This window comes from Microcoleus sp. Z1_A1 (assembly GCF_036700305.1).
GTDB lineage: Bacteria > Cyanobacteriota > Cyanobacteriia > Cyanobacteriales > Microcoleaceae > Microcoleus.
Genome location: NZ_JAUBOR010000005.1, coordinates 113803 through 135473, shown reverse-complemented (window position 1 = coordinate 135473; position 21671 = coordinate 113803). Strand labels below are relative to the sequence as shown.

Genomic DNA, 21671 nt, shown 5'->3' with positions numbered 1-21671 from the left:
TTACGTTTGCCAATCACAGCGAACAATCACATGATTAATTTTATTTCTGCCCTTTTTGGCGATTTCCTATCACTGGGAACTATCAATTAGTTAAGTTTATTTCAGCCTGCATACTTACAGCATATTCCATGTATATGTGGTACACACAAGAAGAGAGACGCGAGTAAGGTGCGGATACACCCGTCAATCTGCAATCTTTATCAAATATGAAGCAGATCCGCACCCTACGGACTAACTATCAATTAGTTAAGTTTTTTTCAGCCTGCATACTTATTATTTTAGCCGATCGCAATTAAAGCATACCCAAAAAAATACATACTCTGTTATTCGCATATTCCCAGCAAAATCAACCGGAGTTTACTGAAATCTTGATAATTGCTCAAATTCTACCCAGCAAATGAGTCTTTGTTTGCGGGAGTCCCAGCCATCGCCAAAATCGCACAAATCCGATTCAGTTATTCGCATATCGCTGAAATCCGGCATTCCTTGCTTGACTGACCCCTTGCAGCACTGAGATAAACTATCGGCGGCGGCTCATCAAATACAGCTTGAAGATTTTTTGTCATAAATTTACTAATCTCCATATCTAAAGTAGCTGTAAAATCAGGTTCATCCCAATCCTCGCTTTCTTCAATGCTGATGGTTGTTGGTGGCCCAATATCAAAATCTAGCTCATCGCCAAAATCCGAAACTTTCTTAATGGGCTCTATTTTTTGAGCGGTATCAGTCGCTAAAGCTTGAGTTGTATTGGCTATTAGTACGATCGGCAGTGCTACTATGGCACTTATTGTTTGTCGCGCCGTGATTTTCCTCATGGTATCCTCCTGATATAAACTAAACTTTGGTACTACTATACATTCAACATCTGCGGCTACTTTCCTTCGCTGTCAGTCGATTTTAGATTTTAGATTTTAGATTTACTCCACAGATGAATCTGAGAGCTTGAACTAGGGTGTAAAATTTTAGCCTGGGGGCCCAGAAACGGTTTTTTTTTACGAAATACTTTGTTACACACCGTAAATTAGGTAAAAAACCCGGTTTCTTTGTAGGAGTGCGTCCAGAACTGTAATTAATAGTGGCTTGTTTTTCCACAGGATATAACCTTATCTGTGACTTTTCGTGGCAAGTTTGCTTAACGGAGCATATCCGGTCAAGTGTTTGCTTTTCTATTTACTACGTGAAAACTCTTAAACAGTCAGGTTTTCCCGCTAAGTAATTCCCCGGTGTTTGCGAGTGTTTATCTCAGACTCAAAGCAAAGTGGGTGAGAAGTTCGATCGCACACCAGTTTTCGCACACCAGTTTTCGCACTCCCGCGCTGCCACCAGCAAGCTGATGTGACATACCACAGCCGCCGGATACCTGTCAATACTTATCAGGAAATTGGGTTTAAAACCCGTCCTTCTAGGGCGGCTTTAATTTCTTAAATCCCTTCCTAAAAATCAGGAATTGCTGGTATTTGTAGTATACTAAAATAGTCAAGGTTAAACTCCTTTACCATCGTGAAACAGTTAAGACACACTTTTAGGTATAAACCGGGGGACGCAGAGCGGCGAAAACTCTTAAAACAGCTAAAGGATCAACGCATCCTTAAACCAGTAACAACAAACAATTTCTTGATTTGTTAAGTAGGGTAGGGCATACCCAAACTCGCTTGCTTGTATCCTAGTACGCTTTTGGAGATAGACCCTCTGGGGTAACAGTGAATTAGACTCGTCAATTTGTACTATTGTACGGTTGAAAGGTTTAAGGACTGCCGCAAGGACATGGTGCTTAAAGGTCAGTCGATGAATTAAGAATCCCCACGCCTTTAGGCTGGGGAGTGTCAAATCTTAACATTTCTAATTTTTTGCATAATTCTCGTTACCAGGAAGAGCCTGGTAACGCAGCTCGGCAAGCCACAGCCTCCAGCCAAGTCGAGAGGACTCCTATTTCGTCAAGCCGTGTTCGAGGGCGAAGCGAACCAACTCAGTACGGCTGTTAGTACCCGTCTTGCTAAACAAACGGCTGACGTACTTTTCCACATTACGCACGCTAGTTTCCAAGCGGCGGGCAATTTCCTTATTCATCAAACCTTGAGCAACCAAATCCAAAACACTTTGTTCTCGCGGAGTCAAATCAATTTTAATCGGCGAAGGACTTTGGGCGATCGAACTCCGCCCACTCAGCAAAGACTCAATTCTCGCCATTTGGCTTGTCAAAGCAGCAATATCTGGACTTTCAGGATTTTCGCTTGTCTCCTTAGCAGCCGCGCGGCGGGCTAGCAAATTGGTTACTATTGCTACTAATTCGTCGGGATCGAAGGGCTTAGAAAGATAAGCATCGCAGCCTGCTTGATAGCCTTGAATACGATCGCTCGTCATCCCCTTAGCCGTCAAAAACACCACCGGCAAAGCCTTATAGCGAGGATCTTCCCGCACTTGCTTGAGAAATTGATAACCGTCCACCTGGGGCATCATAATGTCTGAAATCACCAAATCTGGATTAGTCTGCTGCAAGAGTTCCCACCCATCGCGAGCATTACTGGCAACCTCAACCGCAAAATCGCTATCTTCCAAATAAGCTTGTACTGCTTCCCGCAAGCCCGGTTCATCATCTACCAATAATAATCGTGCTGACATAGTTGTTACCCTTACGCTTTACCACTATTTTTTAATTTAGCCGCATTTAACTCTTATTGTCACTCCATCCCTCGAAGGAAGTTAAAAACTTGTTGTCCAACTCAAGAGTTTTGAGTTAGGTTTTGATCTAACGATTAAAAAGTTCTTAAATCTTTAATTCAAAACTCGAAACTCAAAACTCAAAATTATTGTTGAACCCTTCCACTTAAACTTTGGAACGATCGGTCAAAATTTCATAGCCAGTTTCCGTTACCAACACAGTATGCTCAAACTGAGCCGACATAGCATTGTCAACGGTTACAGCAGTCCACTTGTCAGAAAGCGTCCGAGTGTACTTAGAACCGGCATTCAGAATTGGTTCGATCGCCAATGTCATGCCCGCTCGCAATTTCACATTCGGCATTTCCCGCGTGCGGAAATTGAAAACCGACGGTTCCTCGTGCAAATTTCGCCCGACACCGTGGCCCGTAAACTCCTCAACGATGTTAAAACCGTTGCTTTTGACATGATCTTCGATCGCACCAGCCAGATCGAGCAAATAGGCTCCCGCCTTCACTTGTTCGATGCCTTTGTAGAGAGCTTCTTCTGCGACTCGGATTAATTTTGCCGATTCGGGAGTCACTTCCACAACTGCGATCGTAATGCAAGAATCGCCGTGAAAACCTTGATAATATGCCCCCGTATCTACCTTAAGAACATCTCCGGCCCGAATTACCTTTTTGGGACTGGGGATGCCGTGAACAACTTCGTTATTAATGCTAGAGCAAATCGATCCGGGAAAACCGTGATAGCCTTTAAAACTCGGAGTTGCCCCCATAGCACGGATGCGTTTTTCGGCATAAGCATCCAAATCAGCAGTAGTCATTCCCGGTTTCACCATTTGGGAAATTTCTTTGAGTACCGTTGCAACGATTTTCGCGGCCTGCCGCATAATTTCGATTTCGCGTTCCGACTTAATTTCAATGCCTCGACGCTGTTTTTTGACTTGGGGTGCTTGAGTTGGGCTAGAAAGCAGACTGCTAAAAATATTCATGAATTGATTGGCGAGTAATTTTGTACTTTGACGGCAGGTTGAAGCAAAAAAACGGCAAATATCCAGTTTTTTGTGGAAAAACGGGTGTCTTGTTCCGAACTGTCGATCGCGTGTCCTTTAAGCTAGCTTAATATTTTTCTCACTAATCGGCACGGGATTGGGGGTCAATCGATTTTAGATTTTAGATTTTAGATTGAAGCATAGAGCCCACGAATAAATACGTTCGGCAAGTTTCATCGGATACAGGTTTTTTATTTCTGGACGGATGAATCACGTGGCGGGTATCCTGGATGCTTTGGGTCAACAAAGCGGTTTTAACCGCCGAGTCCGTTGGAAATCACCGAAGAACACTATTGTCAATCAGCCTTCAGGGACGGGCTCTCCTGCCCAACCCCTACTCCCCACAAGAAAATTTACTCTTTGTGGAACAGGCCGAAAAGCCTGTTATTGAGCATGGTGCAAGATGTGAGTTGGATCGGGATTTCCGAGCATCCCTGTGAGGTTAGCAATTGCGGCAATTAACTTATTTATGTCAACTGGTTTAGATAAGTGCATCTGGAAACCCGCTTCCAGCGCTTGCTGGCGCTCTTCCTCTCTCGCGTAGGCCGTCAGGGCGATCGCAGGCATCTTTCCACCCCTGATCACTTCCATTTCTCTCACGCGCGCGATCAACTCATAGCCGTCTGCTTCCGGCATTCCAATGTCGCTCAGCAGTAGATCCGGCCAATAACTCTCCAGTGCAGCTAGAGCCCCTGCCACCGATGCCGCCGATCGCACCATAGCTCCTTCGTCCTCGAGTAAAGCAATCAAAAACTCCCGCGTATCATCGTCATCATCCACCACCAGCAATTGCAAATTAGTTAGAGTAGGAAGGGTCTCTGTCCTGTCATTGAGCTCCGACCAATCATCGTCAGCAGCGACGGCGTTCCTCTGTGCCACAGGTAAAGCCACCGTAAATTTCGCACCCTCGCCCGGATTATTCTCTGCTTGCACCTTACCGCCGTGCTGTTCCACCAAGTGACGGACGATCGCCAATCCCAGTCCCAAACCCCCGTAAGACCTAGTTGTGCTGCTATCAGCTTGGCGGAAGCGATCGAAAACATAAGGCAAAAAATCAGGAGCGATACCAATGCCGCTATCAATTATCTGAATTTGAGCCTCATCTCCAACCGACTCTAAGCGCACCTGTACTTTACCCTCTTGCGGACTAAACTTAATCGCATTTGACAGCAAATTCCACACAATTTGCTGCAAGCGATCGAAATCGCCGATAACTTCACCTACATTGGGACTGCACGTTAATTCTATGACTATTGATTTTTCCTCAGTCAGCGGCTGCAAAGAATCTATTGCCAGCTTGATCGCAGATTCCAACCGAATCGGATGCTTATTTAAATTTAGTTTCCCCCGCAGAATCCGCGAAACATCTAAAATATCTTCGATGAGTTGAGATTGAGATTTAGCATTGCGCTCTATTGTTTCTAGGGCTTTCTCTATAGTGTCTTGGTCAAATGTTTTGGTACGAAGCAGCCTAGACCAGCCGAGAATTGCATTTAAAGGAGTACGGAGTTCGTGAGAGAGAATAGCTAAAAATTCATCCTTCATCTGGTTAGCTCTCTCCGCTTCTTGCCGCGCCACTTGTTCGCGGATTAGTCGGCCGCGTTCTTCCTCTGCTTGCTTGCGGTCTGTGACATCTCTAACCGTACCCACATGACCGATCAGTTTTCCCAAATCCGAAAACATTGGCGACGACTGCACATTAATCCAACGCACAGTTTCGCTACCAGCTAATCGAAACTCGTTAGAATATTCCTTGCCTTCTTTAATCCAAGCTAACCAATGTGCTACTACGCGATCGCGATCTTCTTCATGAACTTCCCGCTGCCAAATATCTGCTAAACTTTCCTCCAGTGTTAACCCGCAAATTGCTTGACAACGGGGATTAATGTATGTACAGCGCCCTTCAACGTCAGCTAAGTAAATTCCCAGCGGCGAACAAGCACACAAAGTGCGAAACCGCTCTTCACTTTTACTTAGTTCACTATTAACAGCAGCTAACTGTGTTGCTTGCTGTTTCACCTCCACTGTTTTCTGGAACAATTCCACAAATACCCCCACCTTCGAGGTCAATATTTCCGGTTCCAAGGGTTTGAACAGGTAATCCACCGCACCCAGAGAATAACCTTTAAACACGTGGGTGTCATTACTGCTGAATGCTGTGATAAAAATAATCGGAGTCGATCGCGATCGATCTCTAGAGCGAATCAATGTTGCTGTCTCAAATCCATCCATTCCCGGCATCTGCACATCAAGCAAAATTACCGCAAAATCTTCATTAAGCAGACATCTCAGAGCCTCCGCGCCCGAATTAGCTTGTACTAGATGATAAGAGGGGCTGTTGAGGATAGCTTCTAGAGCTATCAAATTTTCTGGGCGATCGTCAACTAAAAGGACATTTACTCGATGGGGCGACTGCTGATTCATAATTTTTTTAATCTTTAATTCTTAGCAAATTGACTAAACAGGGAGCAATTTTAGAGAGGGGTAAAATCCAGTCTACTTCAACATTTGCGATCGCCGATGCTGGCATGGTTGGGCATAGAGCTGAAGCCGGTTCCTCCACGAATGTCAATCCTCCCTCAGCTTTAATTTTTGCCAGCCCTTTACTACCATCCGAATTAGCTCCCGTTAAAATTATGCCGATAACTTTCTCCCCAAAGGCATCCGCAGCAGACTCAAACAGCACATCGATTGAGGGCCGCGCATAGCAGACAGGAGCCTCAGTTGATAGTGCAAATGTAGGAGAAACGCGATTGGGAATTGGGGATTTTGAATTATGGATTGACTCCACTGCCACGCTCCCCCATTCTGTCAAGTTGTTTTCATACAGGCTAAACTCCTCCTCACAGGGCGATTCTATTAGCAAGTGATAGTCAGCAGGAGCCAAGTAAACTCGTCCAGGTGCGATCGGCTCTTTGTCTTGGGCCTCTGTGATTGGGAGAGAGCTGTGCTGTTGTAAAAAATCTGTCAGCCTATTCTGAGAACTCTTATGGCGGTGTTGGACAATAACTACAGGCAAAGGAAAGCTTTTTGGCAAATCTGCCAGCAGCACAGTCAGAGCCTCTAGCCCTCCCAAAGACGTGCCCACAACCACTATTTCAAAATTTTTTTTATTTAACTCTTCGGTAGAGTTTATCACTACTTTCAAGTGCTTCATAATATTTTTCATAAGGTGTAAAAATCAGAGACTCCTGATGACCCAGGCCTAAAACCCCAAACATTACCAGGCTCTCATAAAAAAGCTTGTGTACCCGCTCTTGGAGGTGTGAATTGAAATAAATCAGCACATTACGGCATAAAATAACATTAAACTCATTAAAAGAATTATCCGTTGCTAGGTTGTGGTGAGCAAAGACAATATTATCTTTAAGTGAAGAGCGAAAAATTGCATTTTCATAGGCCGCAGTGTAATACTCAGAAAACGCTCTCTTGCCCCCCGCTTGGTGGTAAAGTTGCGTATATTCTTGCATCTGTTTCAGCGGGAATATCCCACTTTTTGCGGTTTTCAAAACTAATTCATTCATGTCCGTAGCGTAAATCCGACAACGGTCATAAAGTCCTTCTTCTTGCAGCAAAATTGCCATAGAATAGACTTCTTCTCCCGTTGAACATCCCGCGTGCCAAATCCGAATAAAAGGATAAGTACGCAGCAGCGGTACAACTTTTTTTCTGAAACTAATGTAAAAGCTGGGATCGCGAAACATCGCCGTTACATTGACAGAAATGTCCAGCAGTAAACGGTCTAGGTAAGCAGGATTGTGGAGTACCTTTTCCTGAAGTGCAGACACAGTGGTGAGCCGTTCCGAGCGAATAGTGTTCCAAATACGGCGCTTGAGAGAGGCAAGAGCATAATTGCGAAAATCAAATCCGTAATAGCGAAACATTCCCTCTAGTAGGAGTTGAATTTCGATTGTTTCAAGTTCATGGCTTTCGGGCATTTTTAATTAGTTATTGGGAATTGGGCATTGGGACTTGGGAATTGGTTAATGTCACAGGTCAACTGTAAGGTGCGTCGCTCATCGATGGTCGATTTTTGTTTGGGATGGTTGGTAGCGACGCACCCTACAACTGTTCACTGCTTACTAATGACTAATGACTAATGACTAATGACTATCGATAAAGCCAGACACGCAGCAGCGAGAGCAACTGTTCCGTATCCACAGGTTTGGTAATGTAGTCAGACGCACCAGCTTCGATACATTTTTCCCGATCGCCCTTCATAGCTTTCGCAGTCAGAGCAATCATTGGCAAGGACGCAAATTGAGGCATATTACGAATTGCTTGCATGGTTTCGTAACCGTCCATCTCTGGCATCATCACGTCCATCAACACAATATTTATCTCAGGCGTACTTTGCAATTTAGCAATGCCCTCTCTGCCATTCTCAGCATACACAACTTCCATTTTATGGCGCTCCAGCATACTTGTGAGGGCGAAAATATTCCGCATATCATCGTCAACAATCAAGACTGTTTTGCCCGCCAGCGTCGAATCTGTTTGATACAATTGCTCTAGCATTTGGCGCTTTGGTTCCGGCAAATTTGCTTGAACTCGGTGCAAAAACAAAGCTGTTTCATCTAACAAACGTTCTGGCGATCGCACATCTTTAACAATGATTGTTTCCGCCATCCGCTTCAGTTGAGTTTCTTCGGTTCTCGTCAACTCTTTGCCCGTATAAATAATAATCGGCAGACTTTTCAAACTTGCCTCTTGCTTGATCTGCTCAATCAGTTCAAAACCCGTCATATCTGGCAGTCCCAAATCGAGTACGATGCAGTCAAAATGCCCTAATTTCAAAGTTGCTAGCGCCTCTGCACCGCTCCCCACAGCCGTTGTAGAAACATCGTGATTGCCAATTAAATCCACAATACTGAGACGCTGTGTTTCGTCGTCTTCCACGACTAGCAAATTCTTCACGGGCCGCTCCACAAACCCCTTAATATCAGTCAAAGCTTTGCTCAAAGCTTCGCGACTGACAGGCTTTTGTAGATACGCGATCGCCCCTAACTGCAAACTGCGCTGCCGCCCTTCTTCAACTGATACAATGTGAACCGGAATGTGGCGCGTACTTGGATCGTGCTTCAAGCGATCGAGCACTGTCCAGCCATCCATCACAGGCAAATTTAGATCCAGCATAATCGCCGTTGGCTTGAACTCTCGCGCCATCGCCAAACCGATATCGCTCCGCAAAGCCACCAAACCTTTAAAACCCTGTTCCTGCGCCATATCCAACAGAATCCGAGCGAAGTTTACATCATCCTCGACAATCAACAGCACGCGATCGTCGAGTTCGACATTTTCCCGATCGTCAGCGATAACCGGTGATGGATAAGGAGCGATCGGCAAGTTGAAATTCGGCGAAGGAACAGCAGAAGAAATAGCAGCAGGCAATTGAGCCACTTGCTTGCCCGTTCCCGATTCCCGATCGTTCATTATTCGCGATTCTTGGTAAGTTTGCGGCAGATAAAGCGTGAACCTACTACCCTCACCAGGGCGACTTGTCAATTTAATTTCTCCGCCTAACAGATTAGCGATTTCTCTACTAATTGACAAACCCAAACCCGTGCCCCCGTATTTGCGGCTAGTGCTACCATCAGCTTGTTGGAAAGCCTCAAAAATAACCCTGTGTTTTTCAGCAGAAATCCCAATCCCCGTATCGCTAACTGAGAAAGCCAAAACAGTAGGGGAACTCCTTAAACTTTCTATCTCTAAACTCCACCCTTCCCGCGCTACTTCGACACGCAATTTCACCTCACCCCGTTCTGTAAACTTAAACGCATTAGAGAGAAGATTCTTCAAAACTTGTTGCAGGCGTTTAGCATCTGTATAAAGACCTTTTGGCAACCCACCCTCAAGCTCTATTTGAAAATTCAACTTCTTATCCTGGGCGATTTGGCGGAAAGTCCGATCCAAATGATCTCGCAAATCCGCAAACAACACTTGCTCAATTTCCACCGACATCGTGCCTGATTCAATCTTAGCGAGATCCAAGATGTCATTAATCAGCCCCAGCAAATCATTTCCCGCCGAGTAAATTGTGCGCGTGTATTCAACTTGCTTCTGAGTCAAATTACCCTCAGTATTGTCAGAAAGCAATCGAGCCAGAATCAACAGCGAATTCAGCGGAGTTCGCAACTCGTGAGACATATTTGCCAGAAACTCCGACTTATACTTAGAAGTTAGAGCCAACTGTTCGGCTCTTTCTTCCAACAACCCCCTCGCCTGTTCGATATCTCGATTTTTCCGCTCAACTTCCTTATTTTGCAGCGCTAGCAATTCAGCTTGTTCTTCTAGTTCTTCATTCGTTTGTTGCAACTCTTCCTGCTGACTCTTCAACAGTTCCTCCGATGCACGGAGCGACTGCGCTTGTTGTTCGAGACGCTTGTTAGTTTCCGTTAGTTCCTTTTGCTGAGTTTGCAACTCTTCTGCCAAAGACTGTGACTGTTTTAGCAACTCTTCCGTCCGCATACTCGCCGCAATTGTATTTAAAACAATGGCGATACTTTCTGTAAGTTGATCTAGAAATGTCAAGTGTATTTCACTGAAGCGGCGGAACGAAGCTAACTCAATTACTGCCGTCACTTGTCCCTCAAATAGTACGGGTAAAACCACCACATTCAACGGCGTAGATTCTCCCAGTCCCGATCCAATCTTAACGTAGTTTTCCGGCACTTCAGTCAACAGTATTCGTTCCTTTTCCAGGGCGCACTGTCCTACCAAACCTTCTCCTAAATGGAATCTATTTCCTAACTGTTTGCGTTCCCGGTAGGCGTAGGTACTTAACAGTTTGAGAAACGGATCGTGTTCGACAGATTCCATCATAAAGAAGACGCCATGCTGAGCCGAAACCAGCGGCGTCAATTCTGAGAGAATTAGTTTAGAAACAGTTTCTAAATCCCGCTGACCTTGTAGCATTCGAGTGAACTTAGCAAGGTTTGTTTTCAGCCAATCTTGCTCAGTATTCTTCTGCGTCGTCTCCCGGAGATTGGCGATCATCTGGTTAATGTTGTCCTTAACAATGGCAACTTCTCCTTCAGTGGCGACGGAAATTGACCTCGTTAAATCGCCTCTGGTAACAGCAATTGCTACTTCGGCGATCGCCCGCAGTTGAGTAGTCAAATTCGCCGCCAACTCATTCACATTATCCGTCAAATCTCGCCACGTCCCCGCCGCGCCCGGAACCTTCGCTTGGCCACCCAATTTTCCTTCAATTCCCACCTCCCGCGCCACCGTAGTAACTTGATCTGCAAACGTCGCCAGCGTATCAATCATCTCGTTAATCGTATCTGCCAGAGTCGCAATTTCTCCCTTAGCTTCCAGCATTAATTTGCGCTTCAAATCGCCATTCGCCACCGCCGTCACAACCTTAGCAATACCCCGCACTTGCGCTGTCAAATTCCCCGCCATCGAGTTTACATTGTCGGTTAAATCTTTCCAAGTGCCCGCAACTCCTTTCACCTCAGCTTGGCCGCCCAATTTACCCTCAGTTCCCACCTCCCGCGCCACCCGCGTCACCTCAGAAGCGAAGGAATTAAGCTGATCCACCATCACGTTAATAGTGTCTTTCAGTTCAAGAATTTCGCCTTTGACATCCACGGTAATTTTCTTAGACAAATCGCCATTTGCCACCGCTTTCGTCACTTCCGCAATATTCCGCACCTGCGCCGTCAAATTCCCCGCCATCAAGTTAACATTATCAGTTAAATCTTTCCAAGTTCCCCCTACACCCCGCACGTAAGCTTGCACACCTAATTTGCCTTCGGTTCCTACTTCCCTAGCAACTCTGGTTACTTCAGATGCGAAGGAACTCAACTGATCCACCATGATGTTAATCGTGTTTTTCAGTTCGAGAATTTCACCTTTAACATCTACTGTAATTTTCTTCGACAAATCGCCATTTGCTACAGCCGTTGTCACTTCCGCAATGTTCCGCACTTGGGCGGTAAGATTTCCCGCCATCGAGTTAACTGAATCCGTTAAATCTTTCCAGGTTCCGGCAACTCCTTTAACTTCAGCTTGCACGCCTAATTTCCCTTCGGTTCCCACTTCCCTAGCCACCCTGGTTACTTCCGAAGCAAAGGAATTCAATTGATCCACCATCGTGTTGACGGTGTTTTTTAACTCCAGAATTTCACCTTTCACATCGACAGTAATTTTCTTAGATAAGTCGCCATTTGCCACAGCAGTAGTAACAGCCGCAATATTCCGTACTTGCTCTGTCAAACTACCCGCCATAAAATTAACTGAATCCGTTAAATCCTTCCAAGTTCCTGCTACGCCTCGGACATCCGCTTGACCGCCCAGTTTACCTTCGGAACCCACTTCTCTAGCAACCCTGGTTACTTCAGATGCAAAGGAATTAAGCTGATCCACCATCACGTTAATGGTATTTTTCAGTTCTAAAATTTCGCCTTTAACCTGTACCGTAATTTTTTTAGATAAGTCACCGTTAGCAACCGCCGTCGTCACCTCAGCAATGTTGCGAACTTGGGCTGTTAAATTCCCGGCCATTGAGTTAACAGAATCCGTTAAATCTTTCCAAGTTCCTGCTACTTCTTGCACTTCAGCTTGGACGCCTAATTTCCCTTCGGTTCCCACTTCCCTAGCCACCCTGGTGACTTCAGATGCGAAGGAATTTAACTGGTCAACCATCGTGTTGACGGTGTTTTTGAGTTCAAGAATTTCCCCTTTCACATCGACGGTAATTTTCTTGGATAAATCGCCCTTTGCCACAGCGGTTGTCACTTCAGCGATGTTGCGGACTTGTGATGTCAAACTGCCTGCCATGAAGTTAACACTATCAGTTAAATCCTTCCAAGTTCCCGCAACTCCTTTAACTTCTGCTTGACCGCCGAGTTTGCCTTCGGAACCCACTTCTCTCGCCACCCGCGTTACTTCAGATGCGAAGGAATTTAACTGATCCACCATGATGTTAATCGTGTTTTTTAACTCCAGAATTTCACCTTTAACATCTACTGTAATTTTCTTGGATAAGTCGCCATTTGCCACAGCAGTCGTCACGTCGGCAATGTTCCGCACCTGTGCGGTAAGATTACCAGCCATCGAGTTAACTGAATCCGTTAAATCTTTCCAGGTTCCGGCAACTCCCCGCACTTCAGCTTGCACGCCTAATTTGCCTTCGGTTCCTACTTCCCTAGCAACTCTGGTTACTTCAGATGCGAAGGAACTCAACTGATCCACCATGATGTTAATCGTGTTTTTCAGTTCGAGAATTTCCCCTTTTACATCTACTGTAATTTTCTTCGACAAATCGCCATTTGCTACAGCCGTTGTCACTTCCGCAATGTTCCGCACTTGGGCGGTAAGATTTCCTGCCATTGAGTTAACTGAATCCGTTAAATCTTTCCAGGTTCCGGCAACTCCTTTAACTTCTGCTTGTACGCCTAATTTCCCTTCGGTTCCTACTTCCCTAGCCACCCGCGTTACTTCCGACGCAAAGGAGCTCAACTGGTCTACCATTGTGTTAACAATTTGCGCTGTTTGGAGGAATTCTCCTTTGAGGGGTCTGTCTTCTATTTCTAGGGCGATGGTTTGCGATAAATCTCCTTTTGCTACGGCCCGAATTACTCTGGCGGTTTCAGAGGTTGGTTGCACTAAATCTGTAATTAGGGTATTGACAGAATTTACGCTAGCTGCCCATGACCCCTCGGCGTTGCCGATGGTGGCCCGCTGGGCGATTTTGCCTTCTTTACCGACAACTGTGCCGATGCGATCGAGTTCGGCCGCCATTCTCTCATTGAGATCGATAATGTCGTTAAGTTCGTCAGCAATTTTTCCCGCTAGACCAGTCTGATCTATGGGCATCCGAACTGAAAAGTCCCCTTTTTTGACAGCTACTAAGGTTCTGAGTAACTGTTTGGCATAAGCATTATTGGAATTAGGGCTTGTTATCTGTGCAGTTGACATGACCGTTACCTTTGGGGAGTTTGAAGGGGAAGGGGGGACAATTTTTGAGATTATTGATATTATCGGACTAAAGCAGTGTCTGACTGCTTATATCGAAAGATAGATGACAAATTGCTGTTGATCGGATATTGAGTTATTGGTTATTTTATACTGGTTAGCAGGCTCTTCTTGGTAACGAGTTAATTGTGGGGTGTCAGGAACAGGCTCGAAAGCCTGTTCCACCCTGTTCCACAAAGAGTGAATTTTCTTGTGGGGCGGGCCGGATGCCCTCCCTACAGATTACCAACTGCGATTATTTCCAATTTTGCCACGAACTATTGAAAATAGAAGTACCCGGAAAGGCGATGGGATTAGCATTTTGTTGCAACCGCAACTGCAAAACTTCCAAGTTCGGTTCGCGGGATGGCAATTCGTCCACTAATTCATAAGGGAGAATCCCCTTTTCTAGGGAAAAAGCAGCCGTAACTCCCGCCGCCACACCGGCAGACCATTCAAAAGAATGCACTCGATAAGCAGCGGCCGCTGTGTGGCTAACAGCAATACTTTTACCTGCCACTAACATATTGTCAATTTTCTGAGGAATCATTGCCCGCAGCGGAATTTGGAAGGGATAAGCTTGCCCTTGACCTTTGCGAGTGCCTTCGCGTTCGGTATTTCCCGGTGCTTCCGGCGGACTGTTGGTCATGCAGGGGTGAAAGTCGATCGCATAATGACCAATACCCACAGAATCAGGATAAATCGTAGCGCGCGATCGCGATTTTGTATCCTCAACAGATTGACTTCCCACAGCCAAAGCCGGCGCATTCAAACCACCCACAGCTAACCACAAATTCCGATACTCTTCCTCCGACAAATTCTGGCGGTAAAAATCAGCCCTAAAGTCAGTGCGAGACATATCAACTTCCCACACCGTAAAACCTTGAGCCTGATTGAAACTCGGCCGCCCAATAATGCGCCGGCCCTCCCGCATATAAGGATATTTAGAAAGTCCGTGCACCGTCCCCATCGGCGAATCCAACCCGCTCAAAAAACGATTGTTTGGATAAGGCTTTTTCACTCCATCTCCTAGCTGCGAGTCAGTAGTTCCTGTTACCAACCAGTAGAAAAATCCTTTGGCATTTTCCTCTCCTTTTCGCAAAGTTTCCGTTCGCAAACCGCCCATCCATCCCCCCGGTTGCAGTTGACCTGATGCTGACAACTGCTCGCGAGTGTAAATTAAATTATCTTGAGAATTGCCGGGACGATAGTCATTGCCCCAAGTCCAGTTTTGCATCGATATATCCCCAGGATAAATTGGGAATTGCTTCGGGTCTGAAGGTCGCTTTTCATCTGGTCTCATACTCCTGATTTGGCGGTAGCTGAAAACTAAAGGAAAGCTAGCCAATCTCTGCAATTCGTAGCTGTAGTAAGGAGCGTATTGTTGATAAAAAGACGGCACTTGATGCTGCTGCGGTTCCTTCGTTGCCTCCATCGCAAAGGTGTAGGTAAAACCTTGAGTGCAGTAAGGGTCGCCGGTGGGGCTGGCGGAGGAAGGTTCCAGAGGGGAACGCGGGTCAATTCCGAGGCGGTAGGGAACATCGGCAAGTCCGATCAATTCTCCTGTTTCAGTGGCATCTACAACATACCAATCAGCACCCCCCCTAGCCCCCCCTTGTAAAGGGGGGGAACTGGTGGAATTCCCCCCTTGTAAAGGGGGGGAACTGGTGGAATTTCCCCCTTGTAAAGGGGGGGAACTGGTGGAATTCCCCCCTTGTAAAGGGGGGGAACTGGTGGAATTCCCCCCTTGTAAAGGGGGGGAACTGGTGGAATTCCCCCCCCTTGGCAAGGGGGGGTTAGGGGGGGTTCCAGATGCTTTAGGAATAAACCGAATAATAGTTTTGTTAAAGCGCGGAGAATTTTCGTAGCGATAGGCATCTTCGATAGTCTGAGAAAGAGTTTCGGTGTTGATTGGCCCGGTGTTGGCGGCTGGTTTGTGTTGAATGGCGATCGCACTTTTAATTTGTTGACCCCCAACCGTATTCCCCGCCACAGCCGGAGTAATTGCTAGTTCTTTAATAACTGTATTGGGAAACCATTTCAGCGTGCCTTTGCCTTTTCTAGCGGCATCCTGCAAGATGTTAAAGAGAATTTTGTGACCGTCGTAGGGCATGAAACACGAATAGCTAACCCAACAGCCTCCGGGATTTAGCCGGCCGTAATGTTGCTCGATCCGCCGCCGCAATTCTAGGTAGCCACGGGGGTAAAATAAGAGCGATCGCTGAGTATCTCTTTCATCGAGTGCGGAAGTTCCCTGGGAGGAAATTTGACCGCCTACCCAGTCAGTAATTTCAGTGAGGCAAACTGTGCGCCCCGCCAGCAAACCTTCGTAAGCGGTAGCAGCGCCTGCGAGCCCGCCGCCTGCTACTAGAATGTCGCAAGTTTCTGCATTGTCTGGATTGCTGCCCGGTGCGGCAAATACTGGCGAAATGCTCCCTATCGCGGAAATTATGCCGAGGGTGAGGCTAAGGATCGATCGACCTTTGAGCACAAATAGATACTGTCGAAGTTTCATCGGAGATTGTGGAATTAATTTTGACATAGCGCGAAAAACACTCATCCCATCTAAATGTTTATTTTGCAGTATACTGGTATTTCGCGCTGTTGTCAGGGAAAACTTTTTTAGATAAGAGGCATTAATACCAGCAACAACTATTGAACAGCCGGATGAACATTATGCTCAAAATAGTCAAATTTTTTAGGTTATTTATTCCGTTTGAGAGTTTAACAATTACTACCAGTTTAACTTTTTCGGAAGTTGTGTCCCGGTTGGAGGAAGTTGTCACTCCTCCCAAACTTTTTAGAGTAACACTACCCTTTGGCCCGCCACCTGCAAAACCCTATGAAGGAACAATCTCTGGCAAAAAATTCAAAATCAATCGCATCATCATCGGTCGCAAGTCATTGATCCCAATTATAGAAGGAGATATACATACTCAAAAGTTTGGTTGTTATATAAAAATTAGGATGACTTTACATAAAATAGTTCTAGGATTTCTGATTCTTTGGCTGTGGACAACGGGCAGTATTGGAATGTTTTCTTTATTTGCTTGGTTAGTCGAACCATCCGTGGGAGCCATATTTTTACCAATTTTAGGAATGTTTCTTTTTGGCTGGCTTTTGTGCTTGATTCCCTTTAAGATAGAAGCAAAAGCAGCTATAAAATTTTTGTCTATTTTGTTAACATAAAGTAATCGACCGCGACAATATTTTAGCTGTATTGTTAAAAACAATCTGGCTTCATCTGCGGCTAAAAAAAATTAACTTTCCGGGATTACCCATGCGTCAAAACCAACTGAAACAAAAAATTAAACAAGGCGAAACAGTCCTCGGTTTATTTATGAACTGCCCTTATCCCGCATTCATAGAAATCTGCGGTCACGCTGGATTCGACTTTGCCGTTATCGACATGGAACACGGCCCCCTGCACCCGCTTGCTGCTGAAGATTTGTGTCGCGCCGCCGACTGTAGTGGAATTGCACCGATCGTTCGCGTCAGCAAAAACGACGGGCCGCAAATTCAACGAGCTCTCGACATCGGCAGTGCAGGGGTTCAAGTACCTCAAATTGAAGGCAAAATCGATGCCGAAACCGCTGTCAAAAGTGCTAAATACAGTCCTCTGGGCACGCGAGGCCTTTCCTTCGCTACGCGGGCCGGACTGTACACCGCCGCAGGTACAAATATCACCGACAAACTCAACGAAGAATCCTTAGTTGTGATTCATGTCGAAGGCAAAGGTGGCATCGACAACCTGGCAGAAATTGTTACTGTGCCAGAGGTTGACGTGATTTTTCTAGGGCCTTACGATTTGTCACAGTCGATCGGCATTCCCGGCCAAGTCCGCGATCCCCGAGTCATCGACATGATGCAGGAGGCAGTGCAAACCATCCGCAAAGCAGGCAAAGCCGCCGGTACTTTTGCCGAAAACCCCGAAATCGCCCAGCAGTGGATTGATGCTGGCGTTCAGTACGTTGCACTTGGGGTCGATGTTGCCGTTTTCCTGCGCGCCTGTCAGTCGCTGGTGAAAGCAGTCAATCGATTTTAGATTTTGGATTTTGGATTTTAGATTGGGGATTTTGGATTAAAAGAAGAACCAGCCCCCGGATTCATCTTGCAAGCTTTACGATATCTTTGCAATTTTTGTAGTGCCTTTTACGACACATACAAAAAACCTGCGCTAGAGTAGAAGCATACACCTCCTACAGGCAAAATTAGGGAGGGGAGCAAGGCTTCAGGGAGTAAAATCTATGAAAACCGTATTAGAATCCATTCATTTGGATTATGCCTTCATGTTTACTTTCAAAAAAGTAAACTCGATTAAGCTAGAAGGTTTCAAGGATTTTTTTGACGATATGCCTGTCGATCCGTATGTGAAAGGTAAGTATCGTTCGAGAAGATTATCGCGGTTTGCGGTCAACGGAAATGAGTTAGTTAAGTTACCTCACGGCTATTTGTATCAAAGCAAAACATACAATCCGCTAGTGGGTGATATCAGGCGGGAATTTGCCGAATTGGACGATCGACTAATCGCCCTCGATAATTTCAAACAGATGATTTTTGCTTTTTTCGATTCCTGCAAAATTCACCCCGAAGCTGAAATCGGCATCCATCAAATCAGGACAACTTGTTCGCCAAACAATTTCGGCAACCCCGCACCGGAAGGCATTCACCAAGACGGTACTGACTTTATCGGGATTTTCTCGGTTGACAGAACTAATATTGTAGGCGGGGAAACGCATTTGTACTTGGCTAAAAAAGAGAAGCCTGTTTTTAATAAAATTCTGCAGCCAGGGGAATTGCTGTTAGTTAACGACCACGAGTTTTTCCACTTTACTACACCGATTAAACCGGAATCTGAAGGAGTGGGAACCAGGGATGTCTTTGTGCTGACTTCTCCGAGTTTGCTTACCGATTGAGGAGAGTTGAGCAATTGCGCGTCTTTCGTTCGTAGTGAGGGCTTTACTCCTCTCTCTGGCGTTTATTCAATCATGACTAAAGTCCTTACTGCAAACCTTTCGTTCGTAGTGAGGACTTTATTTGTCTTTCTGGCGTTTAGTCAATCATGACTAAAGTCCTTACTAAGCTGTTGCGACATTTAATATCATGTCCGGTCAATTAACCATGATTCCTGTAGGGGCGGGTTCGCCAATATATTAAATAGAAACGGGAAAATCTGTAAACCCGCCCCGGCTTTTAATCGCGGTCAATCGATTGGACATGATATAAATTGTCTGTCAAAAAAAATTACAGTCTTGTGGGGTGTCCCGCCCGCCCTGAATATATAATTTAAATGCGCGACAGCTTACCAACCTGCATATTTTCCTAATAAACCCGGTTTATGCGTCTAACAACTCACAGATAAATCTTATCGAAACTTCCGTTCAGACTCTTGAATGGGAACATCATTAATGCTAGCTTCACGTCTTCGCATTAACCCATTTTCGGCAAATTCCCACTGTTCATTACCATAGGCGCGATACCAGTAGCCAGAATCATCGTGCCACTCATACTCAAAGCGAACAGAAATCCGATTGTCTGTAAAACTCCACAGTTCTTTCTTTAAACGGTAATCTAATTCCTTTGCCCATTTTCGTCTTAAAAAAGCCTTGATTTCTTCCCGTCCGCTGAAGAATTCGGCACGGTTTCGCCACTGAGAATCTTCCGTATAAGCTAAGGCTACTCGTTCGGGATCGCGGGTATTCCAGGCATCTTCAGCAGCTTGAACTTTGGCTTTAGCCGTTTCCAACGTAAAGGGCGGTAGAGGTGGTTTAGTTTCCATCAGCTTTGTTTTTTGTGATTGTAAAATATCTGGTGCGGGATGCTCGCGCTACAGAGAGAGTTTGGGGAATTTGATATCAATCCTCAGCATGGGGATCTATTTCCATTGCTCACAGTCGCTAACTACAGCCAACGGAGTACAATCGCGCTCTTGCTTTCCATTACGGCTAGCAAATCCCAAAACATCCAATCTGCCAGAATGATGCTCTGGGGATGCTCGTGAAAATTTTTCACAAATGTACCGTCTTCGTCTGGCAATTGCGTGTGGTCGGGGAATGCAGGAGGCAGACCTGTAGCAGTTATTGTCTCATTCATAGCCTTTTCCGTGCAGTTATGTTTGATTGTACTGCGAAATTTTAGCTCCAGCCGATTGTAGACTCCAGCTAATATTAACTAAACCCAGCTAACCACAGCGGAAGCATCAACAGCAACCCGACAGAAGTGATGGCGATGCTGCTAGCTAACAAATCGCGATCGAGCTCGTAGACTTCTGCTAAAATCAACACGGAAAGAGCTGTGGGCGTTCCCGACATCAACACCAACACGAACCTCGGATCGCCGCTCAATCCGAAATAACTAGCACCCAATCCGATTAGCACCGGCACAATTACCACTTTTAACAGCGACGGGATTAAGGCCAGTTCAAAACTTTCCCATTTCTTAATAGACCTCAGCCGGATGCCAACCAGCAGCAAAGCACTGGCAATTACCACCCAAACAGCCGTCTGCAATCCCGATTCCACTATTTCGGGCAGGGGGATGTTTCTAGTATAAAAACCAATTAAAAATGCCCACAGGGCGGGAACTGTCAGCACGTCCCGGATCTGAGTCCACCAGTGATTTTTTTGCTCGGAGTTCCCAAAATAGCTAGCAATAAATACACCGAAACAATAAGTGCCAATAACGTTGTTAGTGACGCTGTACAAGACAGCCCAGTTGTTGTTATCGGTGCTGATGATAGACGGGGTGATTGCTAATCCAACAAAGCCCGTATTCCCTAACATCGCAGCTAGGATAAAACTTCCTTCGCTCGATCGCTTCAGGGAATTAAAATTTACTAAAAATAAATTTACTAGAGAATTTTTGCCCTGAAAATAGGGCTTTTGGATGTGGGCCGCACTCAGCCTACGCAATAATACCCAAGTCAGCCAAGCAAAACTCGTACTCAGAAATAACACGAATATGGCGATCGCCGGCGTGAATCCCACAGCACCCGAAAATTCGCTGTGACGGGCTAAAACTAGAATTTGCAGCGGTATCCCAATCCAGAAAAGAAAGTAGCTCAGCAGCTTGGGAAAATTAACTGGGATGTACCGAAACAGCAGCAGTCCCAAGCCCGTCCAGATAACTAGAGGCGTATAAGCGTGAAATAAGGTTTCAATCATAAAAATTTAACTAGACAATTGGAAATGCCTCTATCTATTAATAGTAATGCTAAAATCAGTTTAAAAAATGCAAATTGTCGTTAGCGGAGCCCTCGAAAAGGATCGCACTGGCACGCTTTTTCGTCCTAGCGTGTTCGCAGCAGTGCCAGCCCGAAAATTTCCGCCCAAATTCCCGCAGCTTCCAGGGCACAATCCTCAGATTCTCCGCGCCAAATGATGGCAGGTTTTTGCCTTCAGATTCACAAAACTTCTGTTATTTTGACCAATGTGCGATCGAGCTATCTTGCCTTGGACGAACAGATTGCCCACGTTTTCCTGCCGTTTCAAGCGAACGGAAACAGGGCGAGACTAAAGCTGCTGATGACTTGCACTCATTAATTCAATTTCAAAGCATTAACAGGCACCTCATCCCAAGAACTAACAGTCCGCAAGGTAGCAACCCAGCCCTGCTGTTTTTGCTCGGCCGTCAAATTCTTCTCAAAAGATTCGTGGCAATCCTTCGCTTGAGTCTCATCGCAACAAGCAATACAAGAATAAAGAATGCCCGACGGATCGATTTGCTCGTTTACCCAAATAATCACGATTTACTCTCCCAATTAACTTAACTCTTATCTAAATTTTCCTATATTTTTGTCAATTAATTAGGTCGGTATTAATTAACCCCAGTGCGGCATTTTAGGTTAACAGGCAAGATGCCTGTTCCACATACAGGCAAGATGCCTGTTCCACATACTGTGCCACACACAGGCAAGATGCCTGTGCCACACACAGGCAAGATGCCTGTGCCACACACAGGCAAGATGCCTGTGCCACACACAGGCAAGATGCCTGTG

16 protein-coding genes and 1 pseudogene are annotated in these 21671 nt (G+C 45.7%); 4 read left to right on the top strand and 13 right to left on the bottom strand.

What is annotated here, in order from left to right; genetic code table 11:
- Positions 1–455 precede the first annotated feature (455 nt).
- From QT973_RS04985 to QT973_RS04950, 8 genes are all read right to left on the bottom strand, one after another.
- Positions 456–815 (bottom strand): hypothetical protein, encoded by a 360-nt coding sequence (locus QT973_RS04985; RefSeq protein WP_333052588.1) that lies wholly within the window; start codon positions 813–815, stop codon positions 456–458.
- 1111 nt (positions 816–1926) lie between these two features.
- A complete protein-coding gene (locus QT973_RS04980) occupies positions 1927–2619 on the bottom strand; it encodes a response regulator transcription factor (RefSeq protein ID WP_333052586.1) in 693 nt (230 codons plus the stop codon).
- A 205-nt stretch (positions 2620–2824) separates the two neighbouring features.
- Positions 2825–3652, bottom strand: coding sequence for a type I methionyl aminopeptidase (gene map, locus QT973_RS04975; RefSeq protein WP_333052584.1), 828 nt, complete (start codon positions 3650–3652; stop codon positions 2825–2827).
- A 444-nt stretch (positions 3653–4096) separates the two neighbouring features.
- Positions 4097–6136 (bottom strand): response regulator, encoded by a 2040-nt coding sequence (locus QT973_RS04970; protein WP_333373031.1) that lies wholly within the window; start codon positions 6134–6136, stop codon positions 4097–4099.
- Positions 6137–6143: 7 nt separating this feature from the next.
- Positions 6144–6869 (bottom strand): chemotaxis protein CheB, encoded by a 726-nt coding sequence (locus QT973_RS04965; RefSeq protein WP_333052580.1) that lies wholly within the window; start codon positions 6867–6869, stop codon positions 6144–6146.
- Positions 6823–7650 (bottom strand): protein-glutamate O-methyltransferase CheR, encoded by an 828-nt coding sequence (locus QT973_RS04960; protein ID WP_333052577.1) that lies wholly within the window; start codon positions 7648–7650, stop codon positions 6823–6825. Before QT973_RS04960 ends, QT973_RS04965 begins: the two co-directional genes overlap by 47 nt.
- A gap of 172 nt (positions 7651–7822) precedes the next feature.
- Positions 7823–13639 (bottom strand): HAMP domain-containing protein, encoded by a 5817-nt coding sequence (locus tag QT973_RS04955; RefSeq protein ID WP_333313021.1) that lies wholly within the window; start codon positions 13637–13639, stop codon positions 7823–7825.
- 292 nt (positions 13640–13931) lie between these two features.
- The gene (locus QT973_RS04950) at positions 13932–16190 is read right to left on the bottom strand and encodes an FAD-dependent oxidoreductase (RefSeq protein ID WP_333390762.1); all 2259 of its coding nucleotides are present in this window, start codon (positions 16188–16190) and stop codon (positions 13932–13934) included.
- A gap of 245 nt (positions 16191–16435) precedes the next feature.
- Here QT973_RS04950 and QT973_RS04945 point away from each other — a divergent pair, with 245 nt between their 5' ends.
- The 3 genes from QT973_RS04945 to QT973_RS04935 all read left to right on the top strand — a co-directional run bounded on the left by QT973_RS04945 (position 16436) and on the right by QT973_RS04935 (position 18591).
- The gene (locus QT973_RS04945; RefSeq protein ID WP_333052693.1) at positions 16436–16864 is read left to right on the top strand and encodes a hypothetical protein; all 429 of its coding nucleotides are present in this window, start codon (positions 16436–16438) and stop codon (positions 16862–16864) included.
- A 91-nt stretch (positions 16865–16955) separates the two neighbouring features.
- Positions 16956–17720 carry an aldolase/citrate lyase family protein gene (locus QT973_RS04940; protein WP_333052567.1) on the top strand — a complete coding sequence of 255 codons (765 nt, stop codon included), beginning with the start codon at positions 16956–16958 and terminating at the stop codon, positions 17718–17720.
- 202 nt (positions 17721–17922) lie between these two features.
- Entirely contained in the window at positions 17923–18591 is a 669-nt protein-coding gene (locus QT973_RS04935; RefSeq protein WP_333052564.1) for a 2OG-Fe dioxygenase family protein, read from the top strand.
- A gap of 449 nt (positions 18592–19040) precedes the next feature.
- Here QT973_RS04935 and QT973_RS04930 read toward each other — a convergent pair whose 3' ends face one another.
- The 3 genes and pseudogenes from QT973_RS04930 to QT973_RS04920 all read right to left on the bottom strand — a co-directional run bounded on the left by QT973_RS04930 (position 19041) and on the right by QT973_RS04920 (position 20838).
- Positions 19041–19454, bottom strand: coding sequence for a nuclear transport factor 2 family protein (locus tag QT973_RS04930; RefSeq protein WP_190657739.1), 414 nt, complete (start codon positions 19452–19454; stop codon positions 19041–19043).
- A gap of 188 nt (positions 19455–19642) precedes the next feature.
- Positions 19643–19768: pseudogene (locus QT973_RS04925) on the bottom strand (Uma2 family endonuclease); the annotation flags it as partial.
- A gap of 74 nt (positions 19769–19842) precedes the next feature.
- Positions 19843–20838, bottom strand: a complete 996-nt coding sequence (locus QT973_RS04920) for an AEC family transporter (protein WP_333052562.1) — start codon at positions 20836–20838, stop codon at positions 19843–19845.
- 213 nt (positions 20839–21051) lie between these two features.
- Between QT973_RS04920 and QT973_RS04915 the strand changes: the two genes are divergently transcribed.
- Positions 21052–21216, top strand: coding sequence for a hypothetical protein (locus QT973_RS04915; RefSeq protein WP_333233364.1), 165 nt, complete (start codon positions 21052–21054; stop codon positions 21214–21216).
- Here the strand turns inward: QT973_RS04915 and QT973_RS04910 are convergent.
- Both QT973_RS04910 and QT973_RS04905 read right to left on the bottom strand, forming a co-directional pair.
- Positions 21213–21419 (bottom strand): glycogen debranching protein, encoded by a 207-nt coding sequence (locus QT973_RS04910; protein WP_333038077.1) that lies wholly within the window; start codon positions 21417–21419, stop codon positions 21213–21215. The genes QT973_RS04915 and QT973_RS04910 overlap by 4 nt on opposite strands.
- A 71-nt stretch (positions 21420–21490) precedes the next feature.
- A partial coding sequence (locus QT973_RS04905) for a hypothetical protein (protein WP_333390759.1) occupies positions 21491–21671 on the bottom strand: 181 nt, incomplete at its 5' end.

Bases quoted from the DNA above. Each gene is read 5' to 3' on its own strand.
- QT973_RS04965 (WP_333052580.1), bottom strand. From the start codon at position 6,869: ATGAAGCACTTGAAAGTAGTGATAAACTCTACCGAAGAGTTAAATAAA.
- QT973_RS04950 (WP_333390762.1), bottom strand. From the start codon at position 16,190: ATGAAACTTCGACAGTATCTATTTGTGCTCAAAGGTCGATCGATCCTT.
- QT973_RS04980 (WP_333052586.1), bottom strand. From the start codon at position 2,619: ATGTCAGCACGATTATTATTGGTAGATGATGAACCGGGCTTGCGGGAA.
- QT973_RS04915 (WP_333233364.1), top strand. From the start codon at position 21,052: ATGATGGCAGGTTTTTGCCTTCAGATTCACAAAACTTCTGTTATTTTG.
- QT973_RS04970 (WP_333373031.1), bottom strand. From the start codon at position 6,136: ATGAATCAGCAGTCGCCCCATCGAGTAAATGTCCTTTTAGTTGACGAT.
- QT973_RS04940 (WP_333052567.1), top strand. From the start codon at position 16,956: ATGCGTCAAAACCAACTGAAACAAAAAATTAAACAAGGCGAAACAGTC.
- QT973_RS04960 (WP_333052577.1), bottom strand. From the start codon at position 7,650: ATGCCCGAAAGCCATGAACTTGAAACAATCGAAATTCAACTCCTACTA.
- map (WP_333052584.1), bottom strand. From the start codon at position 3,652: ATGAATATTTTTAGCAGTCTGCTTTCTAGCCCAACTCAAGCACCCCAA.
- QT973_RS04930 (WP_190657739.1), bottom strand. From the start codon at position 19,454: ATGGAAACTAAACCACCTCTACCGCCCTTTACGTTGGAAACGGCTAAA.
- QT973_RS04955 (WP_333313021.1), bottom strand. From the start codon at position 13,639: ATGTCAACTGCACAGATAACAAGCCCTAATTCCAATAATGCTTATGCC.
- QT973_RS04985 (WP_333052588.1), bottom strand. From the start codon at position 815: ATGAGGAAAATCACGGCGCGACAAACAATAAGTGCCATAGTAGCACTG.
- QT973_RS04920 (WP_333052562.1), bottom strand. From the start codon at position 20,838: ATGATTGAAACCTTATTTCACGCTTATACGCCTCTAGTTATCTGGACG.
- QT973_RS04935 (WP_333052564.1), top strand. From the start codon at position 17,923: ATGAAAACCGTATTAGAATCCATTCATTTGGATTATGCCTTCATGTTT.